Annotated in this window: 17 protein-coding genes, 1 other RNA gene and 1 pseudogene; 10 read left to right on the top strand and 9 right to left on the bottom strand. The window is 61.8% G+C overall.

Annotation, left to right across the window (positions count from 1 at the left end):
- Positions 1-59 precede the first annotated feature (59 nt).
- Positions 60-3,251, top strand: a complete 3,192-nt coding sequence (locus tag N0B28_RS22640) for a DEAD/DEAH box helicase family protein (RefSeq protein WP_275728913.1) — start codon at positions 60-62, stop codon at positions 3,249-3,251.
- Positions 3,252-3,281: 30 nt separating this feature from the next.
- On the opposite strand, the pseudogene N0B28_RS22635 reads toward N0B28_RS22640, so the two are convergent.
- The 6 genes and pseudogenes from N0B28_RS22635 to N0B28_RS22610 all read right to left on the bottom strand — a co-directional run.
- Positions 3,282-4,454: pseudogene (locus N0B28_RS22635) on the bottom strand (integrase domain-containing protein); the annotation flags it as partial.
- Between the two features lie 187 nt (positions 4,455-4,641).
- Positions 4,642-5,033: a transfer-messenger RNA gene (ssrA, locus tag N0B28_RS22630) on the bottom strand.
- A gap of 101 nt (positions 5,034-5,134) precedes the next feature.
- Positions 5,135-5,416, bottom strand: a complete 282-nt coding sequence (locus N0B28_RS22625; protein WP_043863844.1) for a hypothetical protein — start codon at positions 5,414-5,416, stop codon at positions 5,135-5,137.
- Between the two features lie 147 nt (positions 5,417-5,563).
- Positions 5,564-8,374 (bottom strand): FAD-binding and (Fe-S)-binding domain-containing protein, encoded by a 2,811-nt coding sequence (locus tag N0B28_RS22620; RefSeq protein WP_054916544.1) that lies wholly within the window; start codon positions 8,372-8,374, stop codon positions 5,564-5,566.
- Between the two features lie 74 nt (positions 8,375-8,448).
- Positions 8,449-9,594, bottom strand: a complete 1,146-nt coding sequence (gene lldD, locus N0B28_RS22615; protein ID WP_043863842.1) for an FMN-dependent L-lactate dehydrogenase LldD — start codon at positions 9,592-9,594, stop codon at positions 8,449-8,451.
- A gap of 68 nt (positions 9,595-9,662) precedes the next feature.
- The gene (locus N0B28_RS22610) at positions 9,663-11,330 is read right to left on the bottom strand and encodes a lactate permease LctP family transporter (RefSeq protein WP_043863841.1); all 1,668 of its coding nucleotides are present in this window, start codon (positions 11,328-11,330) and stop codon (positions 9,663-9,665) included.
- Positions 11,331-11,583: 253 nt separating this feature from the next.
- On the opposite strand from N0B28_RS22610, the gene N0B28_RS22605 reads away from it, so the two are divergent.
- Complete coding sequence (locus N0B28_RS22605; protein ID WP_275728906.1) at positions 11,584-12,351, top strand: GntR family transcriptional regulator; 768 nt, start codon at positions 11,584-11,586, stop codon at positions 12,349-12,351.
- 99 nt (positions 12,352-12,450) lie between these two features.
- Here N0B28_RS22605 and smpB read toward each other — a convergent pair whose 3' ends face one another.
- Positions 12,451-12,933 (bottom strand): SsrA-binding protein SmpB, encoded by a 483-nt coding sequence (smpB, locus tag N0B28_RS22600; RefSeq protein ID WP_043863839.1) that lies wholly within the window; start codon positions 12,931-12,933, stop codon positions 12,451-12,453.
- A 170-nt stretch (positions 12,934-13,103) separates the two neighbouring features.
- Here smpB and N0B28_RS22595 point away from each other — a divergent pair, with 170 nt between their 5' ends.
- Positions 13,104-13,538 carry a type II toxin-antitoxin system RatA family toxin gene (locus N0B28_RS22595; protein WP_043863838.1) on the top strand — a complete coding sequence of 145 codons (435 nt, stop codon included), beginning with the start codon at positions 13,104-13,106 and terminating at the stop codon, positions 13,536-13,538.
- Positions 13,531-13,842, top strand: a complete 312-nt coding sequence (locus N0B28_RS22590; RefSeq protein WP_078481341.1) for an RnfH family protein — start codon at positions 13,531-13,533, stop codon at positions 13,840-13,842. Before N0B28_RS22595 ends, N0B28_RS22590 begins: the two co-directional genes overlap by 8 nt.
- Before the next feature lie 57 nt (positions 13,843-13,899).
- On the opposite strand, the gene N0B28_RS22585 is transcribed toward N0B28_RS22590, so the two are convergent.
- Entirely contained in the window at positions 13,900-14,424 is a 525-nt protein-coding gene (locus N0B28_RS22585) for an outer membrane protein assembly factor BamE (protein ID WP_043863836.1), read from the bottom strand.
- A gap of 97 nt (positions 14,425-14,521) precedes the next feature.
- Between N0B28_RS22585 and fur the strand changes: the two genes are divergently transcribed.
- A complete protein-coding gene (gene fur / locus N0B28_RS22580) occupies positions 14,522-14,926 on the top strand; it encodes a ferric iron uptake transcriptional regulator (RefSeq protein ID WP_043863835.1) in 405 nt (134 codons plus the stop codon).
- Positions 14,927-15,034: 108 nt separating this feature from the next.
- Here the strand turns inward: fur and recN are convergent, their stop codons facing one another.
- Positions 15,035-16,708 carry a DNA repair protein RecN gene (recN, locus tag N0B28_RS22575; protein ID WP_275728898.1) on the bottom strand — a complete coding sequence of 558 codons (1,674 nt, stop codon included), beginning with the start codon at positions 16,706-16,708 and terminating at the stop codon, positions 15,035-15,037.
- A 229-nt stretch (positions 16,709-16,937) separates the two neighbouring features.
- Between recN and grpE the strand changes: the two genes are divergently transcribed.
- The 5 genes from grpE to carA all read left to right on the top strand — a co-directional run bounded on the left by grpE (position 16,938) and on the right by carA (position 23,049).
- Complete coding sequence (gene grpE, locus N0B28_RS22570) at positions 16,938-17,492, top strand: nucleotide exchange factor GrpE (protein ID WP_043863833.1); 555 nt, start codon at positions 16,938-16,940, stop codon at positions 17,490-17,492.
- A gap of 102 nt (positions 17,493-17,594) precedes the next feature.
- On the top strand, positions 17,595-19,511 hold the full coding sequence (gene dnaK / locus N0B28_RS22565; RefSeq protein ID WP_043863832.1) for a molecular chaperone DnaK: 1,917 nt from the start codon (positions 17,595-17,597) through the stop codon (positions 19,509-19,511).
- Positions 19,512-19,703: 192 nt separating this feature from the next.
- Complete coding sequence (dnaJ, locus tag N0B28_RS22560; protein ID WP_043863831.1) at positions 19,704-20,828, top strand: molecular chaperone DnaJ; 1,125 nt, start codon at positions 19,704-19,706, stop codon at positions 20,826-20,828.
- Between the two features lie 13 nt (positions 20,829-20,841).
- Positions 20,842-21,645: a 4-hydroxy-tetrahydrodipicolinate reductase gene (gene dapB, locus N0B28_RS22555; RefSeq protein WP_043863830.1), complete on the top strand. Its 804-nt coding sequence runs from the start codon at positions 20,842-20,844 to the stop codon at positions 21,643-21,645.
- Between the two features lie 267 nt (positions 21,646-21,912).
- Positions 21,913-23,049: a glutamine-hydrolyzing carbamoyl-phosphate synthase small subunit gene (gene carA, locus N0B28_RS22550; RefSeq protein ID WP_043863829.1), complete on the top strand. Its 1,137-nt coding sequence runs from the start codon at positions 21,913-21,915 to the stop codon at positions 23,047-23,049.
- Positions 23,050-23,068: the final 19 nt, after the last annotated feature.

The raw sequence follows: 23,068 nt of genomic DNA, 5'->3' as shown, positions 1-23,068 counted from the left end.
GATAGACATTATTTGATGGGCCGTTCCCAAGGATGGCCGCGACGTTGAAGGACGAAACGATGAGTCATATCCACCACGAGTGTGAATTGGAACGCCATATCGTCGAGCAGCTTGAAACTGCCGGCTGGCTGGTGGGTAAGTCTGCAGACTATGACCAAGGGCGGGCGCTAGTCCCTGACGATGTGCTGGGTTGGCTGGAGGACAGTCAGCCGCAGGCTATGGCTAAGATCCTAGCAATGAATGGTGTAGGCACGCGCGATTTGGTGCTGGACCGACTGGTCAGGCAACTGGAGAACAAGGTCGAAGGCGGCACCGTAAATGTGCTGCGTTACGGCTTTTCCGTGGCCGGCGGCGGAACCTTAGCCATGAGCCAGGCGCTGCCTGAAGATGAGCGCAACGACACGGTGACTGCCCGCTATGCGGCTAACCGTCTGCGTGTAGTGCCGCAGCTGCGTTACTCGTTGGACAAAGCCGACGAGATCGATCTGGCCTTCTTCATCAACGGCATTCCGGTTGCCACGGTGGAGTTGAAGACCGACTTCACCCAGTCAGTCCAGGCCGCCATGCAGCAGTACTGCATAGACCGTCGCCCTGAGCGCAAGAGCGGTGGCCTGGAGCCGCTGCTCACCTTCAAGCGTGGCGCGGTGGTGCATTTCGCCATGAGCGATAGCGACATACGCATGACCACCAAGCTGGCCGGCGACTCAACCTTCTTCCTGCCATTCAATCGGGGCAACGATGGCGCCGCCGGCAACCCACCGGGTGACAACGGTAGCTATCCGGTGAGCTACTTTTGGGAGCGGGTGCTGCAAAAGGACAACTGGCTGCACATCTTCCACCGCTTCGTGCTGCAGGAGCGTAAGGAAGCCCAGGACGTCAACGGTAAAACCTACTTCAAAGAGGGCCTGATCTTCCCGCGCTTCCATCAGTGGGAAGGTGTGACGAGGATGATCGACGCGGTGCGGGTAGAAGGGGCAGGGCAACCGTATCTGATCCAGCACAGCGCCGGCTCGGGCAAGACCAATACCATCGCCTGGACCGCGCATTCGCTGATTCGTGTGCGCCGTCCGGACGGTGAGCCGTATTTCCACAGCGTGATAGTGGTGACCGACCGCCAGGTGCTGGACCAGCAGTTGCAGGATGCCATCCAGCAGATCGAGCACCAGGCCGGCGTGGTGTGCGCTATCGACCGCCAACAGTCGAGCCTGCCCAAGAGTCAGCAGTTGGCCAAGGCCATGCTCGATGGTGTGCCGATTATCGTCTGTACCCTACAGACGTTCCCCTATGCGCAGAAGGCCATCCTCGGCGAGCAGAGCCTGCGCAATCGCCGTTTCGCCATCATCATCGACGAAGCGCACAGCTCCACCGGGGGCAGCACGGCGGATGACCTGCGCTATGTACTGACCGGGCAGAGCGAGGCGGAGTGGGAGAAACTCTCCAAGGCGGAGCGGTTGTCCGTGTGGCAGAGCTCGCGCTCGCGCCCAGGCAATGCCAGCTACTTCGCCTTCACCGCCACGCCCAAGCATTCGACGCTGAGCCTGTTCGGTCGCCCGCGCAATCCGGCGCAGCCCGTCAGCACCGACAACCCGCCGGCACCGTTCCACCTCTACACCATGCAGCAGGCGATCGACGAAGGCTTCATCCTCGATGTGCTGAAGAACTACACCAGCTATGAAGTGGCGTTCAAAATTGGCAGCGAGATGGTCGATGACAAGCGCGTGGACGAGAAGAGCGCCGGGCGCAAACTGGCCAAGTGGCTGTCGCTCAACCCGGTGAATGTGGGACAGAAGGTCGAGCTGATCGTCGAGCACTTCCGCAAGAGCGTCGCGCACCTGCTCGGTGGCCACGCCAAGGCCATGGTGGTGACCAGCTCGCGTGCTGCAGCGGTGAAGTACCACCTGGCGCTGGAGGACTACTGCAAGCGCAAGGGCTATGACAACGTGCTGGCGATGGTGGCCTTCTCAGGTGAGGTGCCTAATACGGATGTGGAAGCGGCCAGCCTGCCCAAGGATCACCAATTTAGTGAAACCAACCTGAACCCCGGTCTGCATGGCCGCGATATGCGCAAGGTGTTCGACACTCCGGACTACCGGGTGATGATCGTCGCCAACAAGTACCAGACCGGCTTCGACCAGCCCAAGCTGGTGGCCATGTACCTGGACAAAAAAATATCCGGTGTGGAGGCCGTGCAGACCCTCTCGCGTCTGAACCGTACCTTCCCCGGGAAGGACAAGACGTTTGTCATCGACTTCGCTAACAAGGCCGACGAGATACTGGCGTCATTCAAGACCTTCTATCGTGATGCCCAGGTGGCGGACATCCAGGATCCGAACATCGTCTATGACATCAAGCAGCGCTTGGATGGCATGTTCATCTATGAGCAGGCTGAGGTGGAGGCTTTCGGTGATGCCATCGTCGATCCGAAGGTGACGCACCAGAAGCTGTTCTCGCTTACTCAGTCAGCCACCGACCGCTTCAACGGAAAGTTGAAGACGCTCAACGATGCCATCGACCAGTGGGAAAAAGCCTGGGAGAAGGCCCATGACGAGGGTAGCGGCAAAGACATGGAATACGCCGATGTGCGGCGTTCGGAGTATTGCAAGGCCCGCGACGAACTGATGATCTTCAGTGAGAGCCTGACCAAGTTCGTGCGCAGCTACGAGTACATCGCCCAGTTGATCGATTTCGGCGACCCAAGCCTGGAAGCTTTTGCCAGCTATGCGCGCCTGCTGCGTAAACGGCTCAAGGGCATCACTGCCGAGCAGGTGGATCTGGGAGACCTCAAACTCAGCCACTACAAGATCAAAAAAGGCAGTAACCTCAGTGGCGTCGCCGTCCTGGGTGAAACACCTGGCCTCTATGGTATGACCGATAACGGCCTGCGCGACGCCCGCGACCGCGAGAAAAAATACCTCGCCGAGCTTATTGAGAAGCTCAACAACTCCTTCGGCAAGGACATTACCGACACTGACCAGGTGGCCTTCGCGGTGCACGTATCCGAGAAGCTGCGCGCTGACAGCGTGGTAATGGCCCAAGTGCAGAACAACACGATGGAACAGACCATGAAGGCGGACCTGCCTTCAAAAGCCATCTCTGCCATCGCTGCCGCCATGAGCAGCCACACTAGTATGGCGACCAAGCTGCTCAGCGATGAATCGACGCGTGAGGTGTTCCTGACGGTGGTGTACGAGCTGCTGAAGAAAGATTCGGGAGCAGATTTGTTTGGGGCTACACGGCACAGTGCGCCTTGACCGTGCTGTAGTGACCTCCGCCGAATATGTCTCACTCCACCACGCCATCATCGGGCGCCGGCGCTCGATGTAGTCGGCTCGGTTGTAGGCGCTCCTCACCTCATCCTTGTCGACGTGCGCCAGTGCCACTTCGATGAGCTCCGGGTCCCACCCATGTTCATTCAAGATGGTGCTGGCCATAGAGCGCATGCCGTGGCTGACCAAGCGGTCCTGAAAGCCCATGCGTTTCAACGCCATGTTGGCCGTTTGGCTATTGGCATGAGTGCGTGGATTCCTGTCTGCCGGGAAGACGTATTCGCGGTGGCCGCTGTGAGCTTTCAGTGACTCCAACAGTGCGACAGCGTGATCACTCAACGGGATGCTATGTGGGCCCCGCTTCTTCATCCGCTCCGCCGGGATAGTCCAGACACGCCTTTCAAAGTCGATGTCTGCCCAGCGAGTAGTCGCTGCCTCGGCGGGGCGAGTCATCGTGTGTAACTGCCATTCGATCAAGCAGCGGGTCGTGCGTTTGATACTGGCGTTCGCAATCTCCAGCATGAGCTCGGGGAGCTCCTCAGGTGGGAGCGCAGCCATGTTCTCTTTCTTGGGTTTCTTGAATACTGCCCTGATGCCGCTAAGAGGGTTGGCGAAGATCAGGCCTGAGTTCACGCCGTAGGTCATGATCTCGTTTAGCCGCTGGCTAAGGCGCTTCACTGTCTCCAAGCTACCTTTCGCTTCGATTGGACGAAGCAATCCGATCACCATCGGCGCGGTGATTTTCGTCAGTGGTGTCGTCCTCAAATCGGGGAACACATGCAGCGTGAGTGACCGCCAAATATCCTCGGCGTAGGCCGGGGTCACCGAGTCTTTCTAGAGCTCGAACCAGGCGGTGGCCACGTTCTCGAAGGTGTGTTCCGTTTCTGCGCGTTTGGCTTCATTCAACGTATTGCGCTGCACCTTTGGATCGATGCCCTGAGCGAGCAGCTCGCGCGCTTCGACTGCCTTCTTTCGTGCATTCGCCAGTGACAGTTCGGGGTAGGTCCCGAAGCCGATGTTGATACGCTTCTTGGTCACCGGTTCGCGGTAGTTGAAATTCCACAGCAACGAGCCGTTGCTGCGTACTCGGAGCTGCAAACCGTCACCGTCTGTGAGGACGTAATCCTTGGGCGCGGGTTTGACTCCCTTGAGCTGTCGATCGGAGAGGCGGTGGTTTTGAGCAGGCATGAGATTGTCCTCAAGCACTGATTCGGTATTCCAAAGATTAGCGCCGGGTGAGGTGGAATACCGTCTGGAATACCCGAATGACTGGAACTCAAAAACTCTGAAAAGACCGCAAAAGCGCTGGAAGCCGCGTATTTATTAGATCGCAGGCACAAAAAAAGACGTCCGTGGACGTCTTTTTTTGATCGTTTGGTGGAGCCGGGGGGATTTGAACCCCCGTCCGCCAGTACTCCGCTGTCGGTACTACATGCTTAGCCGTGTCTATTGAGTTAATCCGCAGCCGCCCGACGGGCAGGGTGCTTTGGACGAGTTGGGTAAGTTTTAGTCGCTTTGCCCCCAACGTGCTACACGACGATCCTGTTCTGTATGACAATCACTTCGGGTTTACAGGCATCCCCTAGTGATTGCTGGAGCCGAAGCTACCAGGAGAGCGGGCTCGGCTGCTTACGCAGCGAGAGCGTAACCCTCGTAGTTTTCGTCATTGGCAACTATAGAAAGTTGCAACAGTGGATTTACGAGTTCTGTTACCAACTCGGCATGCACCTAGAGTTTCATCACCGGCGTCGAATCCTAATCGGCCCCATTTTTTACTGCTCTAGCGCTAGCACCGTTTCGGGTGCATGTGACGGAGTATACGCCATCGGTCGGGCGACGTCGACTACCGGTCCGGTCGCCCACCGAGGTTACTGACCGTTGCCGCCCTTGTCGGTCTTCTCGAGGCGCGACAGCACCTTGGCGCTGATGGTGATGCAATCCTTGTCGTTGCCCGCCGCCTGCGCGGCCTTGGCGTCAGCCACATGCTGCTTCAGCGCATCGTCCAGCCCTTCGGAGGTCGCGCCCATGGTTGCCATCTGGTCGTCGATCTTCTGCAGGTTGCTGGTACACAGGTCTTTATCCGCCGCGAACACAGGCGAGGCTAGCAGTGCGGCGCTGAGGAACAGTCCGGTAATCGCAGTACGCTTCATGTGAATCTCCTTGGCTGGGAAGGCCTCAGGATAAGGGGCCTATTTGCATGGACTGCGGCCAATGCCAGGGGTTCAGACGGATGTTGTGGCAGATGGCCTGTTCGCCGGCAAGGCCAGCTCCTGCCGGTGTGCAGGAGCCGCCTTGGCTCACAGCGCCCTGGCTCTGGTCACCCGGTCCACCAGGTACACCAGGCCGTGATAGTCGATGCCGCCATGCTCGCTCAAGCCGATTTCACAGGTGCGGCTGGTGGAGATGCCTTCGCTGCAGTACTGCACGGCGTCCTTTAGGCTGCGCAGTGAATGTGCGTTCAGTTCGGGGGTGGTGAAGCCCTTGTCGCCGGCGAACCCACAGCAGTGGATGCCCTCGGGTATCACCACCTCTTTGCTGCAACGCCGTGCCAGGTCGATCAGCGCCTGGCTCTCGCCCAGGTGCTGGGTGCTGCAGGTCACGTGCACGGCAATGGGTGCGTCCTGCGGGGTGAACTCCAGCTTGTCCACCAGGTGGGTGCGGATGAAGCGCACCGGGTCATACAGGTCCAGGCGCGAGTCCTTGAGGTCTTGCACCAGGCGCAGGGTGCACGGGCTGGTGTCGCAGTAGATCGGGTCGAGCCCGCCGCGGCTGGCATGCAGCAGCGCGCCAATCAGTTCCTGGCGCTTGTGCTCGGCCTGTTCGGCATAGCCCTTGGAGGCGAACGGCTGACCGCAGCACAGGCTGTCCTGGTTCTCGGGGAACACCACCTGGTAGCCGGCCTTCTCCAGCAGGCCGCGGGTCTTGTCCAGCAGCGAGGTCTGTTCGCGATCGCCAGCGGCCGGGCCCATGACGCGCGATACGCAGGCCGCCAGGTACACCACGCGGGGCCGCGCATCGTTGCTCGCGGGGCTGAACTGGATGGGCTGCAGGGGCTGCGGCATGGCCGGCGTCCAGAGCGGCAGGCGGCCGTTGCTGGCTTTGCTCAACGACTGGCTGATGCGGGCCAGCCGTGGCGCGCCCAACAGGCGGCGGGCACCGTTGGCTGCGCGCAGGGTGAGGCGGGCGCCGCTTAGCGCGGTGTGGAAATGCTCCGCCAGCCAGTCGGCTGTCTTCACGTGGCTGGCAGCCTGGGCGCGCAGTTTCTTCACCAGTTCGCCGGTGTTGATGCCTACCGGGCAGCGCTGGGCGCACAAGCCGGTGGCGGCGCAGGTGTCGATGCCCTGGTACTGGTAGTCGCGTTCAAGCGCGGTGGTATCGACCCCGGCGCGCTTCTTGGCCTGGATGTCGCGCCACATCACGATGCGCTGGCGCGGGCTCAGGGTCAGCCCCTTGGACGGGCACACCGGTTCGCAGAAGCCGCACTCGATGCACTTGTCGACGATCTCGTCGGCGGCGGGCAACGGCTTGAGGTTTTTAAGGTGGATCTGCGGGTCGTCGCTGAGCACCACATCCGGGTTGAGGATACCGTTGGGGTCGAGCAGGCGCTTGAGCGTCCACATCAGCTGGTAGGCATCGTGGCCCCATTCCAGTTCGACGAACGGCGCCATGTTGCGCCCGGTGCCATGTTCGGCCTTGAGTGAACCGCCGAATTCAACCGCCACCAGGTGCGCCACGTCGTCCATGAACGCCTGGTAACGGGCGACCTCTTCGGCACTGTTGAAACCCTGGGTGAACACGAAGTGCAGGTTGCCCTCCAGCGCATGGCCGAACAGGATGGCTTCGTCATAGTGGTGCCGCTCGAACAGCTCGATCAGGCGGTTGACGCCGATGGCCAGTTGCTCGACCGGGAAGGTCACGTCTTCGATGATGACCGTGGTGCCGGTCTTGCGTACGGCGCCGACGGCCGGGAAGGTGTCCTTGCGGATGGCCCAGAGCTTGGCGTTTTCCTTGGCGTCTTCGGTGAAGTCGACCTGTTTCTCGACCGGAAATTGCGCCAGCGAGGCCATGATCAGGCCCAGCTGCTCGTGCAGCAGTGTCTGGGTGGCAGCGCGGGACTCGATCAGCAGGGCGCACGCACCCTCGGACAGCTGCTGCACGAAGGCCGGCATGCCGGGCTTGTCCTGCACCGAGCGCAGGCTGCGCCGGTCGAGCAGTTCCACGGCCGATACCGGCTGGCTTTTCAGCACGGTGACGGCGGTGCAACAGGTTTCCACGTCCGGGAACACGATCAGCGCCGACGCCTTGTGCGGGTGATCGATCACGGTGTCGTAGGTAACCGCGCTGATGAAGCCCAGGGTGCCCTCGGAGCCCACCAGCAGGTGGTTGAGGATGTCCAGTGGCTGGTCGTAGTCGACCAGGGCGTTGAGCGACAGGCCGGTGGTGTTTTTGAGCCGGTACTTGTGGCGGATTTTCGCAGCCAGTTCGGTGTTGGCGCGGGTCTCGCGGCCCAGGCGCGCGAGCGATTCGAGCAGGTCGGCATGGCTGCTCTGGAAGGCCGCGACGCTGGCCGGGTCTTCGCTGTCCAGGCGGGTACCGTCGGCCAGCACCAGGCGCAGGCCGGCCAGGGTGTGGTAGGTGTTCTGGGCGGTGCCGCAGCACATGCCACTGGCGTTGTTGGCAACGATGCCGCCGATCTTGCAGGCGTTGATGGACGCCGGGTCGGGGCCGATCTTGCGTCCGAACGGCGCCAGCCAGGCGTTGGCCTGGGCGCCGATCACGCCAGGTTGCAGGCGGATCTGCCGGCCTTGCTCGCGAATCTCGCGACCGTTCCAGTTGTCGCCCAGCACGATCAGCACCGAGTCGCTGATGGCCTGGCCCGACAGGCTGGTGCCGGCGGCGCGGAAGGTCACCGGCACGCGGTCGCGCTGGGCCAGCTGGAGCAGGCCCACCACTTCGTCTTCGCTTTCCACGCGCACCACCAGCTTGGGGATCAGCCGGTAGAAGCTGGCGTCGGTACCGAAGGCCAGGGTAGACGTGGGGTCGTCGAAGCGGCGCTCACGGGGGATCAGGCGTTCAACCGAGTCGAGAAACGCGGTGGGCAGGCTCATGCAAACTCCTCGCGGGGCCACGGCGTCTATCGCGCCGCGTGCCCCGGACAATCAGGCGGTGATGGGGCAGGCGGTCAGGCGCCGAATTCGCGTACCAGCGAATCGCGAGTGATCTCGCTGATGGACTTGGCGCCGGTCAGCACCATGGCCACGCGCATTTCCTTTTCGAACAGGTCGAGCAGGTTCTTCACGCCGGCTTCGCCTGCGGTGGCGAGGGCATAGAGGAAGGCACGGCCGATCAGTACGGTGTCTGCGCCCAGGGCGATCATGCGCACCACGTCCAGGCCGCTGCGGATACCGGAATCGGCGAGGATCTTCAGGTCGCCCTTGACCGCATCGGCGATGGCCGGCAGGGCACGGGCGCTGGACAGCACGCCGTCGAGCTGGCGACCGCCGTGGTTGGACACCACGATGCCGTCGGCACCGAACTTCACGGCGTCGCGCGCGTCGTCCGGGTCGAGAATACCCTTGATCACCATCGGGCCATCCCAGAACTCGCGGATCCATTCCAGGTCCTTCCAGGAAATCGACGGATCGAAGTTGGCGCCCAGCCAGCCGATGTAGTCGGCCAGGCCGGTGGGGCTGCCGCGGTATTTGGAGATGTTGCCCAGGTCGTGGGGCTTGCCCAGCAGGCCTACATCCAGCGCCCACTGGGGGTGGGTCATGGCCTGCCACATGCGCCGCAGCGGTGCGTTAGGGCCGCTCATGCCGGAGTGGGCGTCACGGTAGCGTGCGCCGGGTACGGGCATGTCCACGGTGAACACCAGGGTGGTCACGCCGGCGGCCTTGGCACGCTCCAGGGCATTGCGCATGAAGCCGCGGTCCTTGAGCACATAGAGCTGGAACCACATGGGCCGGTCGATGGCCGGGGCCACTTCCTCGATCGGGCACACGGACACGGTCGACAGGGTGAAGGGGATGCCCTTGGCCGCCGCGGCACGTGCCGCCTGCACTTCGCCACGCCGGGCGTACATGCCGGTCAGGCCGACCGGTGCCAGGGCCACGGGCATGCTCAGGGTTTCATCGAACAGGCGGGTCTCGAGGCTGAGCTCGGACATGTTCTTCAGAACGCGCTGGCGCAGGGCGATGCTGGCCAGGTCTTCGACGTTGTGGCGCAGGGTGTACTCGGCGTAGGCGCCGCCGTCGGCGTAGTGGAACAGGAAGGGCGGCAGCTTGCGTTGGGCTGCGGCGCGGTAGTCGGTAGAGGCTGAAATGATCATGGTGTCTCGCAGCGTCGGTTGAAAGGGGCAGCTGCCGGGCGCCCTTGGGGCGCCCGGCCTCTTTCACTTTAGTGAACCAGCATGCCGGTCAGCCAGTACGCCTGGATCAAGGTGATCAGGCCGACGATGGTGGCGAAGAACAAGCTGTGCTTGAGGGTGAAGCGGAACAGGTCCGACTCCTTGCCGACCAGCCCGGTGGCCGCGCATGCCACGGCGATGGACTGTGGCGAGATCATCTTGCCGGTAACGCCGCCGCTGGTGTTGGCGGCCACCAGCAGGGTGTCGTTGACCCCGATCTGGTGCGCGGTGGTGGCCTGCAGCGAACTGAACAGCGCGTTGGACGAAGTGTCCGAACCGGTCAGGAACACGCCCAGCCAGCCAAGGAACGGCGAGAAGAACGGGAACGCTGCGCCGGTGCCGGCCAGTACCAGGGCCATGGTCGACGACATGCCCGAGTAGTTGGTGACGAAGGCAAAGGCCAGCACCATGCCGATCGACAGGATCGGCCAGCGCAGTTCGAAGAAGGTTTCCTTCAGCGTGGTCAGGCCGGTCTTGAAGTTGATCTTCAGCACCAGCATCGACAGCAGCGCGGAGAAGAAGATCGCGGTACCGGTGGCCGAGATCGGGTCGAGCTTGAACACCGCCGGCATGGCGGTCGGGGCGGCGACGATCGGCGCGGTCTTGATCACCAGCTGGTCAAGGTGCGGGATAGCGAAGTTGAACACCCAGCTGTACATCGAACCACCGGCGGCAAAGGCCGCCTTGAATGGCTTGAGGGTCCAGATGGTGACCAGCACGGTGAGGATCAGGAACGGCGACCAGGCCTTGAAGATCTCGCCAAAGCTGTAAGGCGAAGGCTGGCTGCCGCCACCGTTGACCACGGCTGCACCGACGCTGCCGGTGGCGGTGGTCATCGAGCGCTTGGGCTGCCAGACCTTGAGGAACAGGGTCAGGGAGATCAGGCTGGCCAGTGCCGAGGTGATGTCCGGCAGTTCCGGGCCGATGAAGTTGGAGGTGAAGTACTGGGTGACGGCGAAGCTCAGGCCGGCCACCAGGGCTGCAGGCCAGGTCTCCTTGACGCCGCGCAGGCCGTCCATCATGAACACCAGCCAGAACGGCACGAACAGCGACAGCAACGGCAATTGACGACCGGTCATGGCGCCGATCTTGAAGGCGTCGATACCGGTGACCTGGCCGGCCACGATGATCGGGATACCCAGGGCGCCGAAGGCCACCGGGGCAGTGTTGGCGATCAGGCACAGGCCGGCGGCGTACAGCGGGTTGAAACCCAGGCCCACCAGCAGTGCAGCGGTAATGGCCACGGGTGCGCCGAAGCCTGCCGCGCCTTCCAGGAAGGCGCCGAAGCAGAAGCCGATCAGCAGAACCTGCAGACGCTGGTCGTCGGTGATCGACAGCACCGAGCTGCGGATCACTTCGAACTGGCCGCTCTTGACCGTCAGTTTGTACAGGAACACCGCCGCGACGATGATCCAGGCGATGGGCCACAGGCCATAGGCAAAACCGTACCCGGCAGCAGCCAGTGCCATGTCGGCGGGCATCTGGAAGGCGAAGATGGCGACCAGGATCGACAGCGCCAGCGTGATGCTGCCTGCCACATGACCCTTGAGGCGGAACACGGCCAGCGCCAGGAAGAAGAACACGATAGGGATGACTGCCGCCAGGGCGGACAGGCCGAGACTACCAAGCGGACTATAGAGTTGTTGCCAGGTTTGCATATGGGGTGGCCCCTAATTGTTGTTGGTCATGCAGTGGCATTGGCTAATTGGTCATACCAATTTACAATGTCGAGCCGCTAGGTTAAGAGCCCTGTGGTGGGTGTGTCAATTTGCCCCGCTAAAACTTTCGTCGGACGGTTGAAAAAAGGTCGGCTGAGCGGCTTCGAAATTCGCCAACTGGTGGGTGTGGCGTGGGCACCGATAGGCCAAAATAGGCGGCCCCGAACGAACTCGGGATTGTGGAGAGCATGTGATGGTTTTCAACCAGGTCCGCCAACGCCGTTTGTCCGACGATATCGTCGAGCGGCTTGAGGGGATGATTCTTGAAGGCACCTTGACCGCCGGCGAGCGGTTGCCGGCCGAGCGGCAACTGGCCGAGCAGTTCGGGGTGTCACGCCCGTCGTTGCGCGAGGCGATCCAGAAGCTGGTAGCCAAGGGCATGCTGGTGAGCCGACAGGGTGGCGGCAATTATGTTGCCCAGTCGATGGGTTCGACGTTCAGCGACCCCTTGTTGCAATTGCTGGAGAACAATCCGGAGGTCGAACGCGACCTGCTGGAGTTTCGTCATACGCTGGAGGCGTCGTGTGCCTATTACGCCGCATTGCGTGCAACCGCGGTGGATCGCGAGCGGTTGAAGGTGGCGTTCGATGCGCTGCAGGACTGTTATGCGCGTGCCGATGAGGTGAGCCGCGCCGAGGAAGGGGCGGCGGATGCGTCGTTCCACCTGGCGATTGCCGAGGCCAGCCATAACGCGGTGCTGCTGCATACCATTCGCGGGTTGTTCGACCTGCTCAAGCGCAACGTGGTGACCAACATCGGCGGTATGTACAAGCAACGCAGCGAGACCCGCGACATGCTGATTGTGCAGCACCGGGACCTGTACCTGGCGATTGTCGAAGGGCGTGCGCAGGATGCACGGGAGGTGTCGAGCCAGCACATTCTGTATGTGCAGGAGGTGCTCGAAGAGGTGCGTCAGGAAGTGCAGCGGGTCGCGCGGGCAGAGCGGCGCAACGGGCGCTAGACAAGCGTTGCGGCTTTCGCCGGCAAGGCCGGCTCCTACAGGGTTTCGCTTGGCCTGTAGGAGCCGGCCTTGCCGGCAAAGTGGCTAGAGCAGGCGTGCCTACTCGTCGCGGCCCTTGCTGCGCACGGCGCGCTGCAACTCGCGATCGGAATCACGCTCGCGCTGGGTATCGCGCTTGTCGTATTCCTTCTTGCCCTTGCCCAGGGCAATCTCGCACTTGATCAAGTGCTTGCTCCAGTACATCGACAAGGCCACGCAGGTATAGCCCTTCTGCTGTACACCCACGAACAGGCGCTCCAGCTCGCGGCGATTGAGCAGCAGTTTACGGGTACGGGTCGGGTCGGCGATCACGTGGGTGCTGGCTGCGGTCAGGGGGGTGATATGGCAACCCATCAGCCATGCTTCACCGTCCTTGAGCAGCACGTAGCTGTCCACAAGATGCGCCTTGCCGGCACGCAGACTTTTTACTTCCCAACCGGACAGGACCAATCCGGCCTCGAACTTGTGCTCGATGAAGTAATCGTGACGCGCTTTTTTATTCTGCGCGATGGTCCCTGTCGGATGCTTCTTTTGTTTAGCCATAGGGGCGGCATTATAGGCAGTCGTCGCGCTGTCGGCTACGGGGTAGCGGTACGCTTGAGCCGTTGGAGTGAATCCCGGACAATACGCGCTGTTTTTCCTCTTGATGCGCTATGTGGCGCCCCTCGGCATTCGCATCGTGTTTACCGCTCAGCTTTGGAAGTGACGCCTGGATGACTACCCATATTCAACGTTCGGCACTGTTGCCGTACCCCGCTCAGGCGCTGTATGACCTGGTGAATGACGTCGCCCGCTATTCGGAGTTTCTGCCGTGGTGCTCCTCCAGCACGGTGCTGGAGCAGAGCGAGACCCTGATGCGAGCGCGAGTCGAGGCGGCCAAGGGCGGCATGAGCCAGAGTTTTGTAACGCGAAATGAGTTGGTGCCAGGGCAGTCCATCGAGATGAACCTTGAGGAGGGGCCGTTCAATCAGCTGCACGGGCTGTGGACGTTCAAGGCACTCGGCGACAAGGCCTGCAAGATCAGCCTGGACCTGTCGTTCGATTACGCCGGGCCGCTGGTGCGCGCCACCCTGGGGCCGATCTTCAACCAGGCGGCCAACACCCTGGTGGATGCGTTCTGCCAGCGGGCCAAGCAACTCAATGGCTGAGCCGATGCTGCCCATCGAAGTGGTCTACGCCACCGCCGAGCAGCAGCTGTTGCTGGCGCTGGAGGTGCCAGCGGGTACGTCGGTGAGCGAGGCGGTTCGCTTGTCGGGCATCGCCGGGCAGTTGCCGGGCGTGTCGATCGGGGATTGCCCGATGGGTATCTTTGGCAAGGTGGTTGCGTCGCAGCATCCGGTCGAGGCGGGTGATCGGATCGAGCTCTATCGGCCGCTGCTGATCGACCCCAAGGAGGTGCGCAAACAGCGCGCGGCCAAGGTAGCCAGGGTGTTCAAGAAGGCCAAGCGGTGAAACGCCGCGCATGAAAAAGCCCGGAATGATCCGGGCTTTTTATTGCCTGCGCCTTGCTTACTGCGGCGAGGTGTCCAGCGGTTCCGGCACTGGAACCGGGATGACTTCGATGGTATCGACGTCGCGCTGGATCGTGTCTTCCAGCGAGCCAGGCTTGGCGGGGGCTTCCTGCTTGGCAGGTGTCTCGCCTTCGGCAGGGCTGACAGTGGTGCCCGCTGCGCCGCCAAGGATTTCCTGATCGCGGCTCACACCCGGCATGAAGTCACCCGACAGGCTGGCGAGCTGGTCGTTCTCGTTGAAGAACACGCTCATCCGTTCCTGCTGGCGCTCGCCCCCACCTGGTTGCAGACTGTACAGGTAGTCCCAACGGTTGGTGTGGAAGGTGTCCTGGATCAGAGGGTTGCCCATGATAAACCGTACTTGCCGGCGGGTCATTCCCGGCCGCAATTGGTCTATCATGTCCTGCGTGACGACATTGCCCTGCTGGATGTCGATTTTGTAAACCCCGGGGAACGAGCAACCGGCGAGTGCGAGCAGTCCCACAAAGGTGAGGCTGGTTAGCAAGAGCTTGGTGTTTTGCATCGGTGGGCGACTTCCACTATCTTGGCTGGACAACGTAAACCCCGATCATACCCGTATTCAGAGAAGCTGCGAAGCAGCATCGGCGAGAAAGCTGACCATGGTTGAAAATAGCGAATTACGCAAAGCCGGTCTCAAGGTGACCCTGCCTCGAGTCAAGATTCTACAGATGCTCGACTCCACCGAGCAGCGCCACATGAGTGCTGAAGACGTCTACAAGGCGTTGATGGAGGCAGGCGAGGACGTCGGTCTGGCCACGGTTTACCGTGTTCTGACCCAGTTCGAGGCGGCAGGTCTTGTCGTTCGTCACAACTTCGACGGCGGTCATGCAGTGTTTGAACTGGCCGACGGCGGCCACCACGACCATATGGTCAACGTGGAGTCTGGCGAAGTCATCGAGTTCTTCGATGCCGAAATTGAAAAGCGCCAGAAGGAAATCGTGCTGGAGCACGGCTACGAGTTGGTAGATCACAATCTCGTGCTGTACGTGCGCAAGAAAAAGTAAGCACTTTGCTTTGAATTGCACGGCATTGAAGGCGACCCTGGGGTCGCCTTCGTGCTTTGTGGGGGCTGTAATGTTGTACGCCGGCAAGGCCGGCTCCTGCGGGGGCACTCAGGCTTTGCTGGTGACGACCATCTTTCTGGCATGCGCCAGCGATTCCTTGGTCAGGTCGATGCCGCCCAGCATGCGCGCCACTTCTTCGACCCGCTCACGTTTGCCCAGGCTCGCCACCGCCGTATGGGTCGCATCGCTGTTGCGCACCTTGTGCACGAACAGGTGATGGTGGCCCTGCGCGGCTACCTGCGGCAGGTGGGTGACCGTCAATACCTGCCCACGCTCGCCCAGGCGACGCAACAGCTGCCCCACGATTTCCGCAGTCGGGCCGCCGATACCCACGTCGACTTCGTCGAACACCAGGGTCGGAATGCGCGAGGTCTGAGCGGTAATGACCTGGATTGCCAGGCTGATCCGTGACAATTCACCCCCGGAAGCCACCTTGGCCAGTGCCTTGAGCGGCTGGCCGGGGTTGGCGCTGACCAGCAGTTCGACCTGCTCCAGGCCCTGGGGCAACAAGTCTTCGCCACTGTTGGGGCGAAGTTCGATGCTGAAGCGTCCGCCAGGCATGCCCAGGCGCTGAATCTCAAGCTCCACCGCGCCAGCCAGCTGGGTCGCGGCCTGCTGGCGCAGGCGGCTCAGCTCCGAGGCCTTTTCCTGGTAGTGGCGGGCATAGGCGGCAAGTTCGTCACCCAGTCGGGCAATGGACTCGTCGTTGGCGTTGAGGCCTTCGAGCTCCTCCATCAGTCGTTGCTGCAGGTCGGCCAGCTCGCTGGGGTGCACGCGGTGTTTGCGCGCCAGGGTGTACAGGGCGTCGAGACGTTCTTCCAGCTGCTGCAGCCGCGCGGGGTCGGCGTCGAAATGGTCGAGAAAGCGGTTGAGCTCGCCCACTGCTTCTTCCACCTGAATCTGCGCACTGGCGATCATGTTGGCCGCCTCGGCCAGCGCCTTGGGGGCATTCTGTACGGCGGTCAGGCGATTGAGGCTGACGGTCAGCGCACTGAGCACATTGCCCGAGTCGCTCTCGCTGCAATGGTCGATGACCTGGCGGCAGATACCGAACAGGGCCTCTGCATTGGTCAGGTTCTTGTGTTCCTGTTCCAGCAGCTCAAGTTCGTTTTCGCCCAGGTTGAGGTTTTCCAGCTCTTCGAGTTGATAGCTGAGCAACTGGTGCTGCGCGCGCTGTTCGTCCCCGGAGTTGCTCAGCCGCTCGAGCTCCTGGCGGGTCTGCCGCCAGCGCTGCGCCGCCAGCTGCACCTGGCGTGCAAGGTCGGTGGCGCCGGCGTATTCGTCGAGCAGGCGACGATGGGTGTCGGTCTTCAGCAGCGACTGGTGTTCGTGCTGGCTGTGGATGTCGATCAGCAGCTCGCCCAGGGCCTTGAGGTCGCCCAGCGGGCAAGGCGTGCCGTTTATATAGCCGCGGCTGCGGCCTTCGGCGGTGATCACCCGGCGTAGTATGCACGGGCCGTCGGTGTCCAGGTCGCGCTCGGCCAGCCAGGCGCGGGCCTCGGGAATTTCGCCCAGGTCGAAGGTGGCCAGGATGTCGGCCTTGTCTGCCCCGGGGCGCACCACGCCGCTGTCGGCGCGATCACCCAGGGTGAGGCCGAGGGCATCGAGCATGATCGATTTGCCGGCCCCGGTTTCACCGGTGATGACGCTCATCCCGCGGGCGAGTTCGAGGTCCAGGTGTTCGACGATGGCGTAGTTGTGTACGGAAAGATGCACCAGCATTGGGGCGGCTCCCAGGCGTAAGGTCTGGTTATTTATACAGTGTTTTGAAATCGCCTGACAATGCTTGTGCTTAGTTTGATTCGGTTGCTCGGTAAGGGTTTTGATCGCAAGGGGTTATGAGGGTAATGCTGCTGACTGTTCATCAGCCCTTGAAGCTGCATTTTCAGACCCCATATAGCCGGCAGACGTGCGAGTAAGTTCGCTGACGAAATTGCAAAGGAGAGATTTTATGGCTGACGAACAGACGCTGGATGAACAGAATCTGAACGCCGAGGCGGCCGGCGATGAGCTGAGCACGCGCGTGCAGGTGCTCGAAGAGCAACTGGCGGCGGCCCAGGATCAATCCCTGCGCACCGCCGCAGACCTTCAGAACGTGCGCCGTCGCGCCGAGCAGGATGTCGAGAAGGCGCATAAGTTCGCCCTTGAGAAATTCGCTGGTGACCTGTTGCCGGTGATCGACAGCCTTGAGCGCGGCCTGGAGCTGTCCAGCGCCGAAGACGAGAGCATCCGCCCGATGCGTGAAGGCATCGAGCTGACCCTGAAGATGTTCCACGACACCCTCAAGCGCTACAACCTCGAGGCGATCGACCCGCACGGCGAACCGTTCAACGCCGAACTGCACCAGGCCATGGCCATGCAGGAGAGTGCGGACGTCGAGCCCAACAGCGTGCTCAAGGTGTTCCAGAAGGGCTACCAGCTCAATGGGCGTCTGCTGCGCCCGGCCATGGTCGTGGTCAGCAAGGCTCCGGCTCCGGTTTCGCCCTCGATTGACGAGAAGGCTTGAAATTAGCCTGGCGGCCCCCATTTAAGTGTCAAGCGTTTAAGTGCTACCGCAGTTGGCAACCACCGCTGCGGCAACCAAATCCAAAGTTTCGGGAGAGTTAACATGGGCAAAATTATCGGTATCGACCTGGGGACCACCAACTCCTGTGTCTCCATTCTGGAAAACGGCAACGTCAAGGTCATCGAGAACGCCGAAGGCGCTCGTACCACCCCTTCGATCATTGCCTACGCCAATGACGGCGAGATCCTGGTCGGCCAGTCGGCCAAGCGTCAGGCGGTGACCAACCCGCACAACACCCTGTACGCGGTAAAGCGTCTGATCGGCCGTCGTTTTGACGAAGAAGTCGTTCAGAAAGACATCCAGATGGTCCCTTACAAGATCGTCAAGGCTGACAACAACGACGCCTGGGTGGAAGTGAACGGCCAGAAGATGGCTCCGCCTCAGATCTCGGCTGAAATTCTGAAAAAGATGAAGAAAACCGCCGAAGACTATCTCGGCGAGGCAGTGACCGAAGCGGTCATCACCGTACCTGCCTACTTCAACGACAGCCAGCGTCAGGCTACCAAGGACGCCGGTCGCATTGCCGGTCTGGACGTCAAGCGCATCATCAACGAACCGACCGCAGCCGCACTGGCCTACGGTATGGACAAGGCCAAGGGTGATCACACCGTGATCGTCTACGACCTGGGTGGCGGTACCTTCGACGTGTCGGTGATCGAGATCGCTGAAGTCGACGGCGAGCACCAGTTCGAAGTACTGGCTACCAACGGCGACACCTTCCTGGGTGGTGAAGACTTCGACATTCGTCTGATCGACTACCTCGTCGACGAATTCAAGAAAGAAAGCGGCATGAACCTCAAGGGTGACCCGCTGGCCATGCAGCGCCTGAAAGAAGCTGCCGAAAAAGCCAAGATCGAGCTGTCCTCGAGCCAGCAGACCGACGTGAACCTGCCGTACATCACTGCAGACGCCACCGGTCCTAAGCACCTGAACGTGAAGATTTCCCGCGCCAAGCTGGAATCGCTGGTCGAAGACCTGGTTCAGCGCACCATCGAGCCATGCCGCATCGCGCTGAAAGACGCCGGTATCGACGTGAGCAAGATCAACGACGTGATCCTGGTCGGCGGTCAGACCCGTATGCCACTGGTGCAGAAGCTGGTGACCGACTTCTTCGGCAAGGAAGCACGTAAGGACGTGAACCCTGACGAAGCTGTCGCCATGGGTGCTGCCATTCAGGGCGCCGTACTGGCTGGTGACGTGAAAGACGTGCTGCTGCTGGACGTCAGCCCGCTGACCCTGGGTATCGAAACCATGGGTGGCGTGATGACTGCGCTGATCGAGAAGAACACCACCATCCCGACCAAGAAGTCGCAGGTGTTCTCGACGGCCGACGACAACCAGGGCGCCGTAACCATTCACGTGCTGCAGGGCGAGCGCAAGCAAGCTGCGCAGAACAAGTCGCTGGGTAAATTCGACCTGGCCGAGATTCCGCCAGCACCACGTGGCGTACCGCAAATCGAAGTGACCTTCGATATCGACGCCAACGGCATCCTGCACGTAGGTGCCAAGGACAAGGCGACCGGCAAGCAGCAGTCGATCGTGATCAAGGCCAACTCGGGTCTGTCCGAGGAAGAAATTCAGCAGATGGTGCGTGACGCTGAAGTCAACGCCGAGGAAGACCGCAAGTTCGAAGAGCTGGCCGCTGCCCGCAACCAGGGGGACGCGCTGGTTCACTCGACCCGCAAGATGGTCGCCGACGCTGGTGACAAGGTAACCGCGGACGAGAAGGCTGCTATCGAAGCTGCCGTTGTCGCCCTGGAAGCCGCTGTAAAAGGCGACGACAAGGCTGCCATCGAAGCCAAGGTCGAAGAGCTGTCGAAGGTCTCCGCGCCAGTGGCTCAGAAGATGTACGCCGAGCAGGCCGAACAGCCTCAGGGCGGTGCTCAGCCAGAAGCTGAAGAGCCCAAGCACGACGACGTGGTCGACGCTGAGTTCGAAGAAGTAAAAGACAACAAGTAATAGCTACAGGTTGTCGCCCGGTTGACTGCTGTTCGGCAGTGACTGGTAGGATGTCGCCGCGCGGGGGCTTGCTCCCGCGTTGGCGTGTCTGGAATACCCGAATTTTTACAGCATTCGAGCGCGCTTGAATGCTGGCGGCACAGCGCGGTATGCGCCGAGGTATGCCGAACGTCCTCAAGAGTGCAAAGAATTATGGCAAAGCGTGACTATTACGAGGTTCTGGGAGTCGAGCGCGGCTCGAGCGAGGCCGACCTGAAGAAGGCCTATCGTCGCCTGGCGATGAAGCACCACCCGGACCGTAATCCTGATGACAAGGCCTCGGAAGAGCTGTTCAAGGAAGCCAACGAGGCTTACGAAGTGCTCTCCGATGCCAGCAAGCGTGCTGCGTATGATCAGTATGGCCATGCCGGTGTCGACCCGAGCATGGGTGGCGGCGGTGCCGGTTTCGGTGGCGCCAACTTCTCCGACATCTTCGGTGATGTGTTCAGCGACTTCTTCGGCGGTGGCCGGGGCGGTGGCCGCGGTGGCGCTCAGCGTGGCAGCGACCTGCGCTACACCCTCGAGCTGAACCTGGAAGAGGCCGTGCGCGGCACCACGGTCAATATCCGTGTGCCGACGCTGGTCAACTGTGCGCCGTGCGATGGCTCGGGTGCCAAGAAAGGCTCGTCGCCTTCGACCTGCCCGACCTGCGGCGGTATTGGCCAGGTGCGCATGCAGCAGGGCTTCTTCTCGGTGCAGCAGACCTGCCCGCGCTGTCACGGCCAGGGCAAGATCATCACCGACCCGTGCGATTCGTGCCATGGCGAAGGTCGTGTCGAAGAGTACAAGACCCTCTCGGTCAAAGTGCCGGCCGGCGTCGATACCGGTGACCGCATTCGCTTGTCGGGCGAAGGCGAGGCAGGTTCCCAGGGTGGCCCGACCGGCGACCTGTACGTGGTGATCAATGTGCGCGAGCACCCGATCTTCCAGCGCGACGGCAAGCACCTGTACTGCGAAGTGCCGATCAGCTACACCGATGCGGCGCTGGGTGGCGAGCTGGAAGTGCCGACCCTCGATGGCCGGGTCAAGCTGAAGATCCCCGAGGGGACCCAGACCGGCAAGCAGTTCCGTCTGCGCGGCAAGGGCGTTGCGCCGGTGCGTGGCGGTGGTGCGGGCGACCTGATGTGCCGGGTGGCGGTAGAAACGCCGGTCAACCTGAGTCGTCGTCAGCGTGAGCTGCTCGAAGAGTTGCGTGTTTCGCTGGATGGCGACAGCTGCCATTCTCCCAAGGCCAATGGCTGGTTCGAAGGCGTGAAGCGCTTCTTCGGCGATCTGTAAGAAGGAACAGGGCATGCGACGTATAGCGGTAATGGGCGCGGCAGGGCGGATGGGCAAGACCCTGATCGAGGCAGTGCAGCAGACGCCGGGGGCGGGCCTGACCGCCGCCGTGGATCGTCCGGACAGTACGCTGGTCGGGGCTGACGCCGGCGAGCTGGCGGCGCTGGGGCGTATTGGTGTGCCGCTGTCGGGTGATCTGGATCGGGTGGTCGACGAGTTCGATGTGCTGATCGACTTCACCCATCCTTCGGTGACCTTGAAGAACCTGGCGTTCTGCCGCAAGGCGGGCAAGGCGATGGTCATCGGCACCACCGGTTTCAGTGTTGAAGAGAAGCAACTGCTGGCCGAGGCGGGCAAGGACATCCCCATCGTGTTTGCCGCCAACTTCAGCGTTGGCGTCAACCTCAGCCTGAAGCTGCTGGATATGGCGGCGCGCGTGCTGGGCGACGATGTGGACATCGAGATCATCGAGGCCCATCACCGTCACAAGGTGGATGCGCCGTCGGGTACCGCGCTGCGCATGGGCGAGGTGGTGGCCAATGCACTCGGCCGTGACCTGCAGGAAGTGGCCGTGTATGGCCGGGAAGGCCAGACCGGTGCGCGGGACCGCAAGACCATCGGCTTTGCCACCGTGCGTGCCGGTGACGTGGTGGGTGACCACACCGTGCTGTTCGCCGCTGACGGCGAGCGCCTGGAGATCACCCACAAGGCCTCCAGCCGCATGACCTTCGCCAAGGGTGCGGTACGTGCCGCGCTGTGGCTGGATGGGCGTGCGCCGGGCCTGTACGACATGCAGGACGTGCTCGACCTGCGTTGATCGCTGCACCAGGGGCTGCCATGCGGCCCCTTCGCCGGCCTCCCTGGCCGAGCGTTTGAAACAAGCGACTTTCTGTCGCATTCCCATGCCTTTCAGGCACATCAGTGGTAGACCGAAAAAGCCTTTTTCTGTAAGCTACAGCTTTAGTGTGTCCACTAAAAGCGCGCAGATAATTCGACGAAGAAAGCGGGGTGACGTGTCTATACGTCATTCCGCTTTTTTGCAACCTGCGATCGCCCCTTCAGGCTTTATTTTTGGGAGGTCTTCTTGACTAAGCCAGCCATACTCGCCCTTGCCGATGGCAGCATTTTTCGCGGTGAGGCCATTGGAGCCGACGGTCAGACCGTTGGTGAGGTGGTGTTCAACACCGCAATGACCGGCTATCAGGAAATCCTGACTGACCCTTCTTACTCGCAGCAGATCGTTACCCTGACCTACCCTCACATCGGCAACACCGGCACCACGCCGGAAGACGCCGAGTCCGATCGGGTCTGGTCGGCCGGCCTGGTCATCCGTGACCTGCCGCTGATCGCCAGCAACTGGCGCAACACGATGTCGCTGTCCGATTACCTCAAGGCCAACAATGTGGTGGCCATTGCCGGTATCGACACCCGTCGCCTGACCCGCATCCTGCGTGAGAAGGGCGCGCAGAACGGCTGCATCCTGGCTGGCGACAACATTTCTGAAGAGGCGGCCATCGCAGCCGCGCGCGGCTTCCCGGGCCTGAAGGGCATGGACCTGGCCAAGGTCGTCAGCACCAAGAGCCGCTACGAGTGGCGCTCCAGCGTGTGGAACCTGAAGACCGACAGCCACCCGACCATCGACGCCGCCGAGCTGCCGTACCACGTCGTGGCCTACGACTATGGCGTCAAGCTGAACATCCTGCGCATGCTGGTCGAGCGCGGCTGCCGCGTCACCGTGGTGCCAGCGCAAACCCCGGCCAGCGAAGTGCTCGCGCTCAACCCCGATGGCGTGTTCCTGTCCAATGGCCCGGGCGACCCCGAGCCTTGCGACTACGCGATCCAGGCGATCCGCGAAATCCTCGAAACCGAAGTGCCGGTGTTCGGTATCTGCCTGGGCCACCAGCTGCTGGCCCTGGCCTCCGGTGCCAAGACCGTCAAGATGGGTCATGGTCACCACGGTGCCAACCACCCGGTCCAGGACCTGGACACCGGCGTGGTGATGATCACCAGCCAGAACCACGGTTTCGCGGTAGATGAAGCGACCCTGCCTGGCAACGTGCGCGCCATCCACAAGTCGCTGTTCGACGGTACCCTGCAGGGCATCGAGCGCACCGACAAGAGCGCCTTCAGCTTCCAGGGTCACCCTGAGGCGAGCCCGGGCCCGACCGACGTCGCGCCACTGTTTGATCGTTTCATCGATGCCATGGCCAAGCGCCGCTGAGCACCCCCCGGAGGCAGCC

The sequence above is a fragment of the Pseudomonas sp. SD17-1 genome, assembly GCF_029201585.1.
Taxonomy (GTDB): Bacteria; Pseudomonadota; Gammaproteobacteria; order Pseudomonadales; family Pseudomonadaceae; genus Aquipseudomonas; species Aquipseudomonas palmensis.
The sequence above is the reverse complement of the archived record's forward strand: the minus strand, read 5'-3'. Positions and strand labels throughout refer to the sequence as shown.

Excerpts from the sequence above, each read along its gene's own strand:
- N0B28_RS22640 (WP_275728913.1), top strand. The coding sequence starts at position 60 with ATGAGTCATATCCACCACGAGTGTGAATTGGAACGCCATATCGTCGAG.
- N0B28_RS22625 (WP_043863844.1), bottom strand. The coding sequence starts at position 5,416 with ATGAAGCGTACTGCGATTACCGGACTGTTCCTCAGCGCCGCACTGCTA.
- N0B28_RS22620 (WP_054916544.1), bottom strand. The coding sequence starts at position 8,374 with ATGAGCCTGCCCACCGCGTTTCTCGACTCGGTTGAACGCCTGATCCCC.
- lldD (WP_043863842.1), bottom strand. The coding sequence starts at position 9,594 with ATGATCATTTCAGCCTCTACCGACTACCGCGCCGCAGCCCAACGCAAG.
- N0B28_RS22610 (WP_043863841.1), bottom strand. The coding sequence starts at position 11,330 with ATGCAAACCTGGCAACAACTCTATAGTCCGCTTGGTAGTCTCGGCCTG.
- N0B28_RS22605 (WP_275728906.1), top strand. The coding sequence starts at position 11,584 with ATGGTTTTCAACCAGGTCCGCCAACGCCGTTTGTCCGACGATATCGTC.
- smpB (WP_043863839.1), bottom strand. The coding sequence starts at position 12,933 with ATGGCTAAACAAAAGAAGCATCCGACAGGGACCATCGCGCAGAATAAA.
- N0B28_RS22595 (WP_043863838.1), top strand. The coding sequence starts at position 13,104 with ATGACTACCCATATTCAACGTTCGGCACTGTTGCCGTACCCCGCTCAG.
- N0B28_RS22590 (WP_078481341.1), top strand. The coding sequence starts at position 13,531 with ATGGCTGAGCCGATGCTGCCCATCGAAGTGGTCTACGCCACCGCCGAG.
- N0B28_RS22585 (WP_043863836.1), bottom strand. The coding sequence starts at position 14,424 with ATGCAAAACACCAAGCTCTTGCTAACCAGCCTCACCTTTGTGGGACTG.
- fur (WP_043863835.1), top strand. The coding sequence starts at position 14,522 with ATGGTTGAAAATAGCGAATTACGCAAAGCCGGTCTCAAGGTGACCCTG.
- recN (WP_275728898.1), bottom strand. The coding sequence starts at position 16,708 with ATGCTGGTGCATCTTTCCGTACACAACTACGCCATCGTCGAACACCTG.
- grpE (WP_043863833.1), top strand. The coding sequence starts at position 16,938 with ATGGCTGACGAACAGACGCTGGATGAACAGAATCTGAACGCCGAGGCG.
- dnaK (WP_043863832.1), top strand. The coding sequence starts at position 17,595 with ATGGGCAAAATTATCGGTATCGACCTGGGGACCACCAACTCCTGTGTC.
- dnaJ (WP_043863831.1), top strand. The coding sequence starts at position 19,704 with ATGGCAAAGCGTGACTATTACGAGGTTCTGGGAGTCGAGCGCGGCTCG.
- dapB (WP_043863830.1), top strand. The coding sequence starts at position 20,842 with ATGCGACGTATAGCGGTAATGGGCGCGGCAGGGCGGATGGGCAAGACC.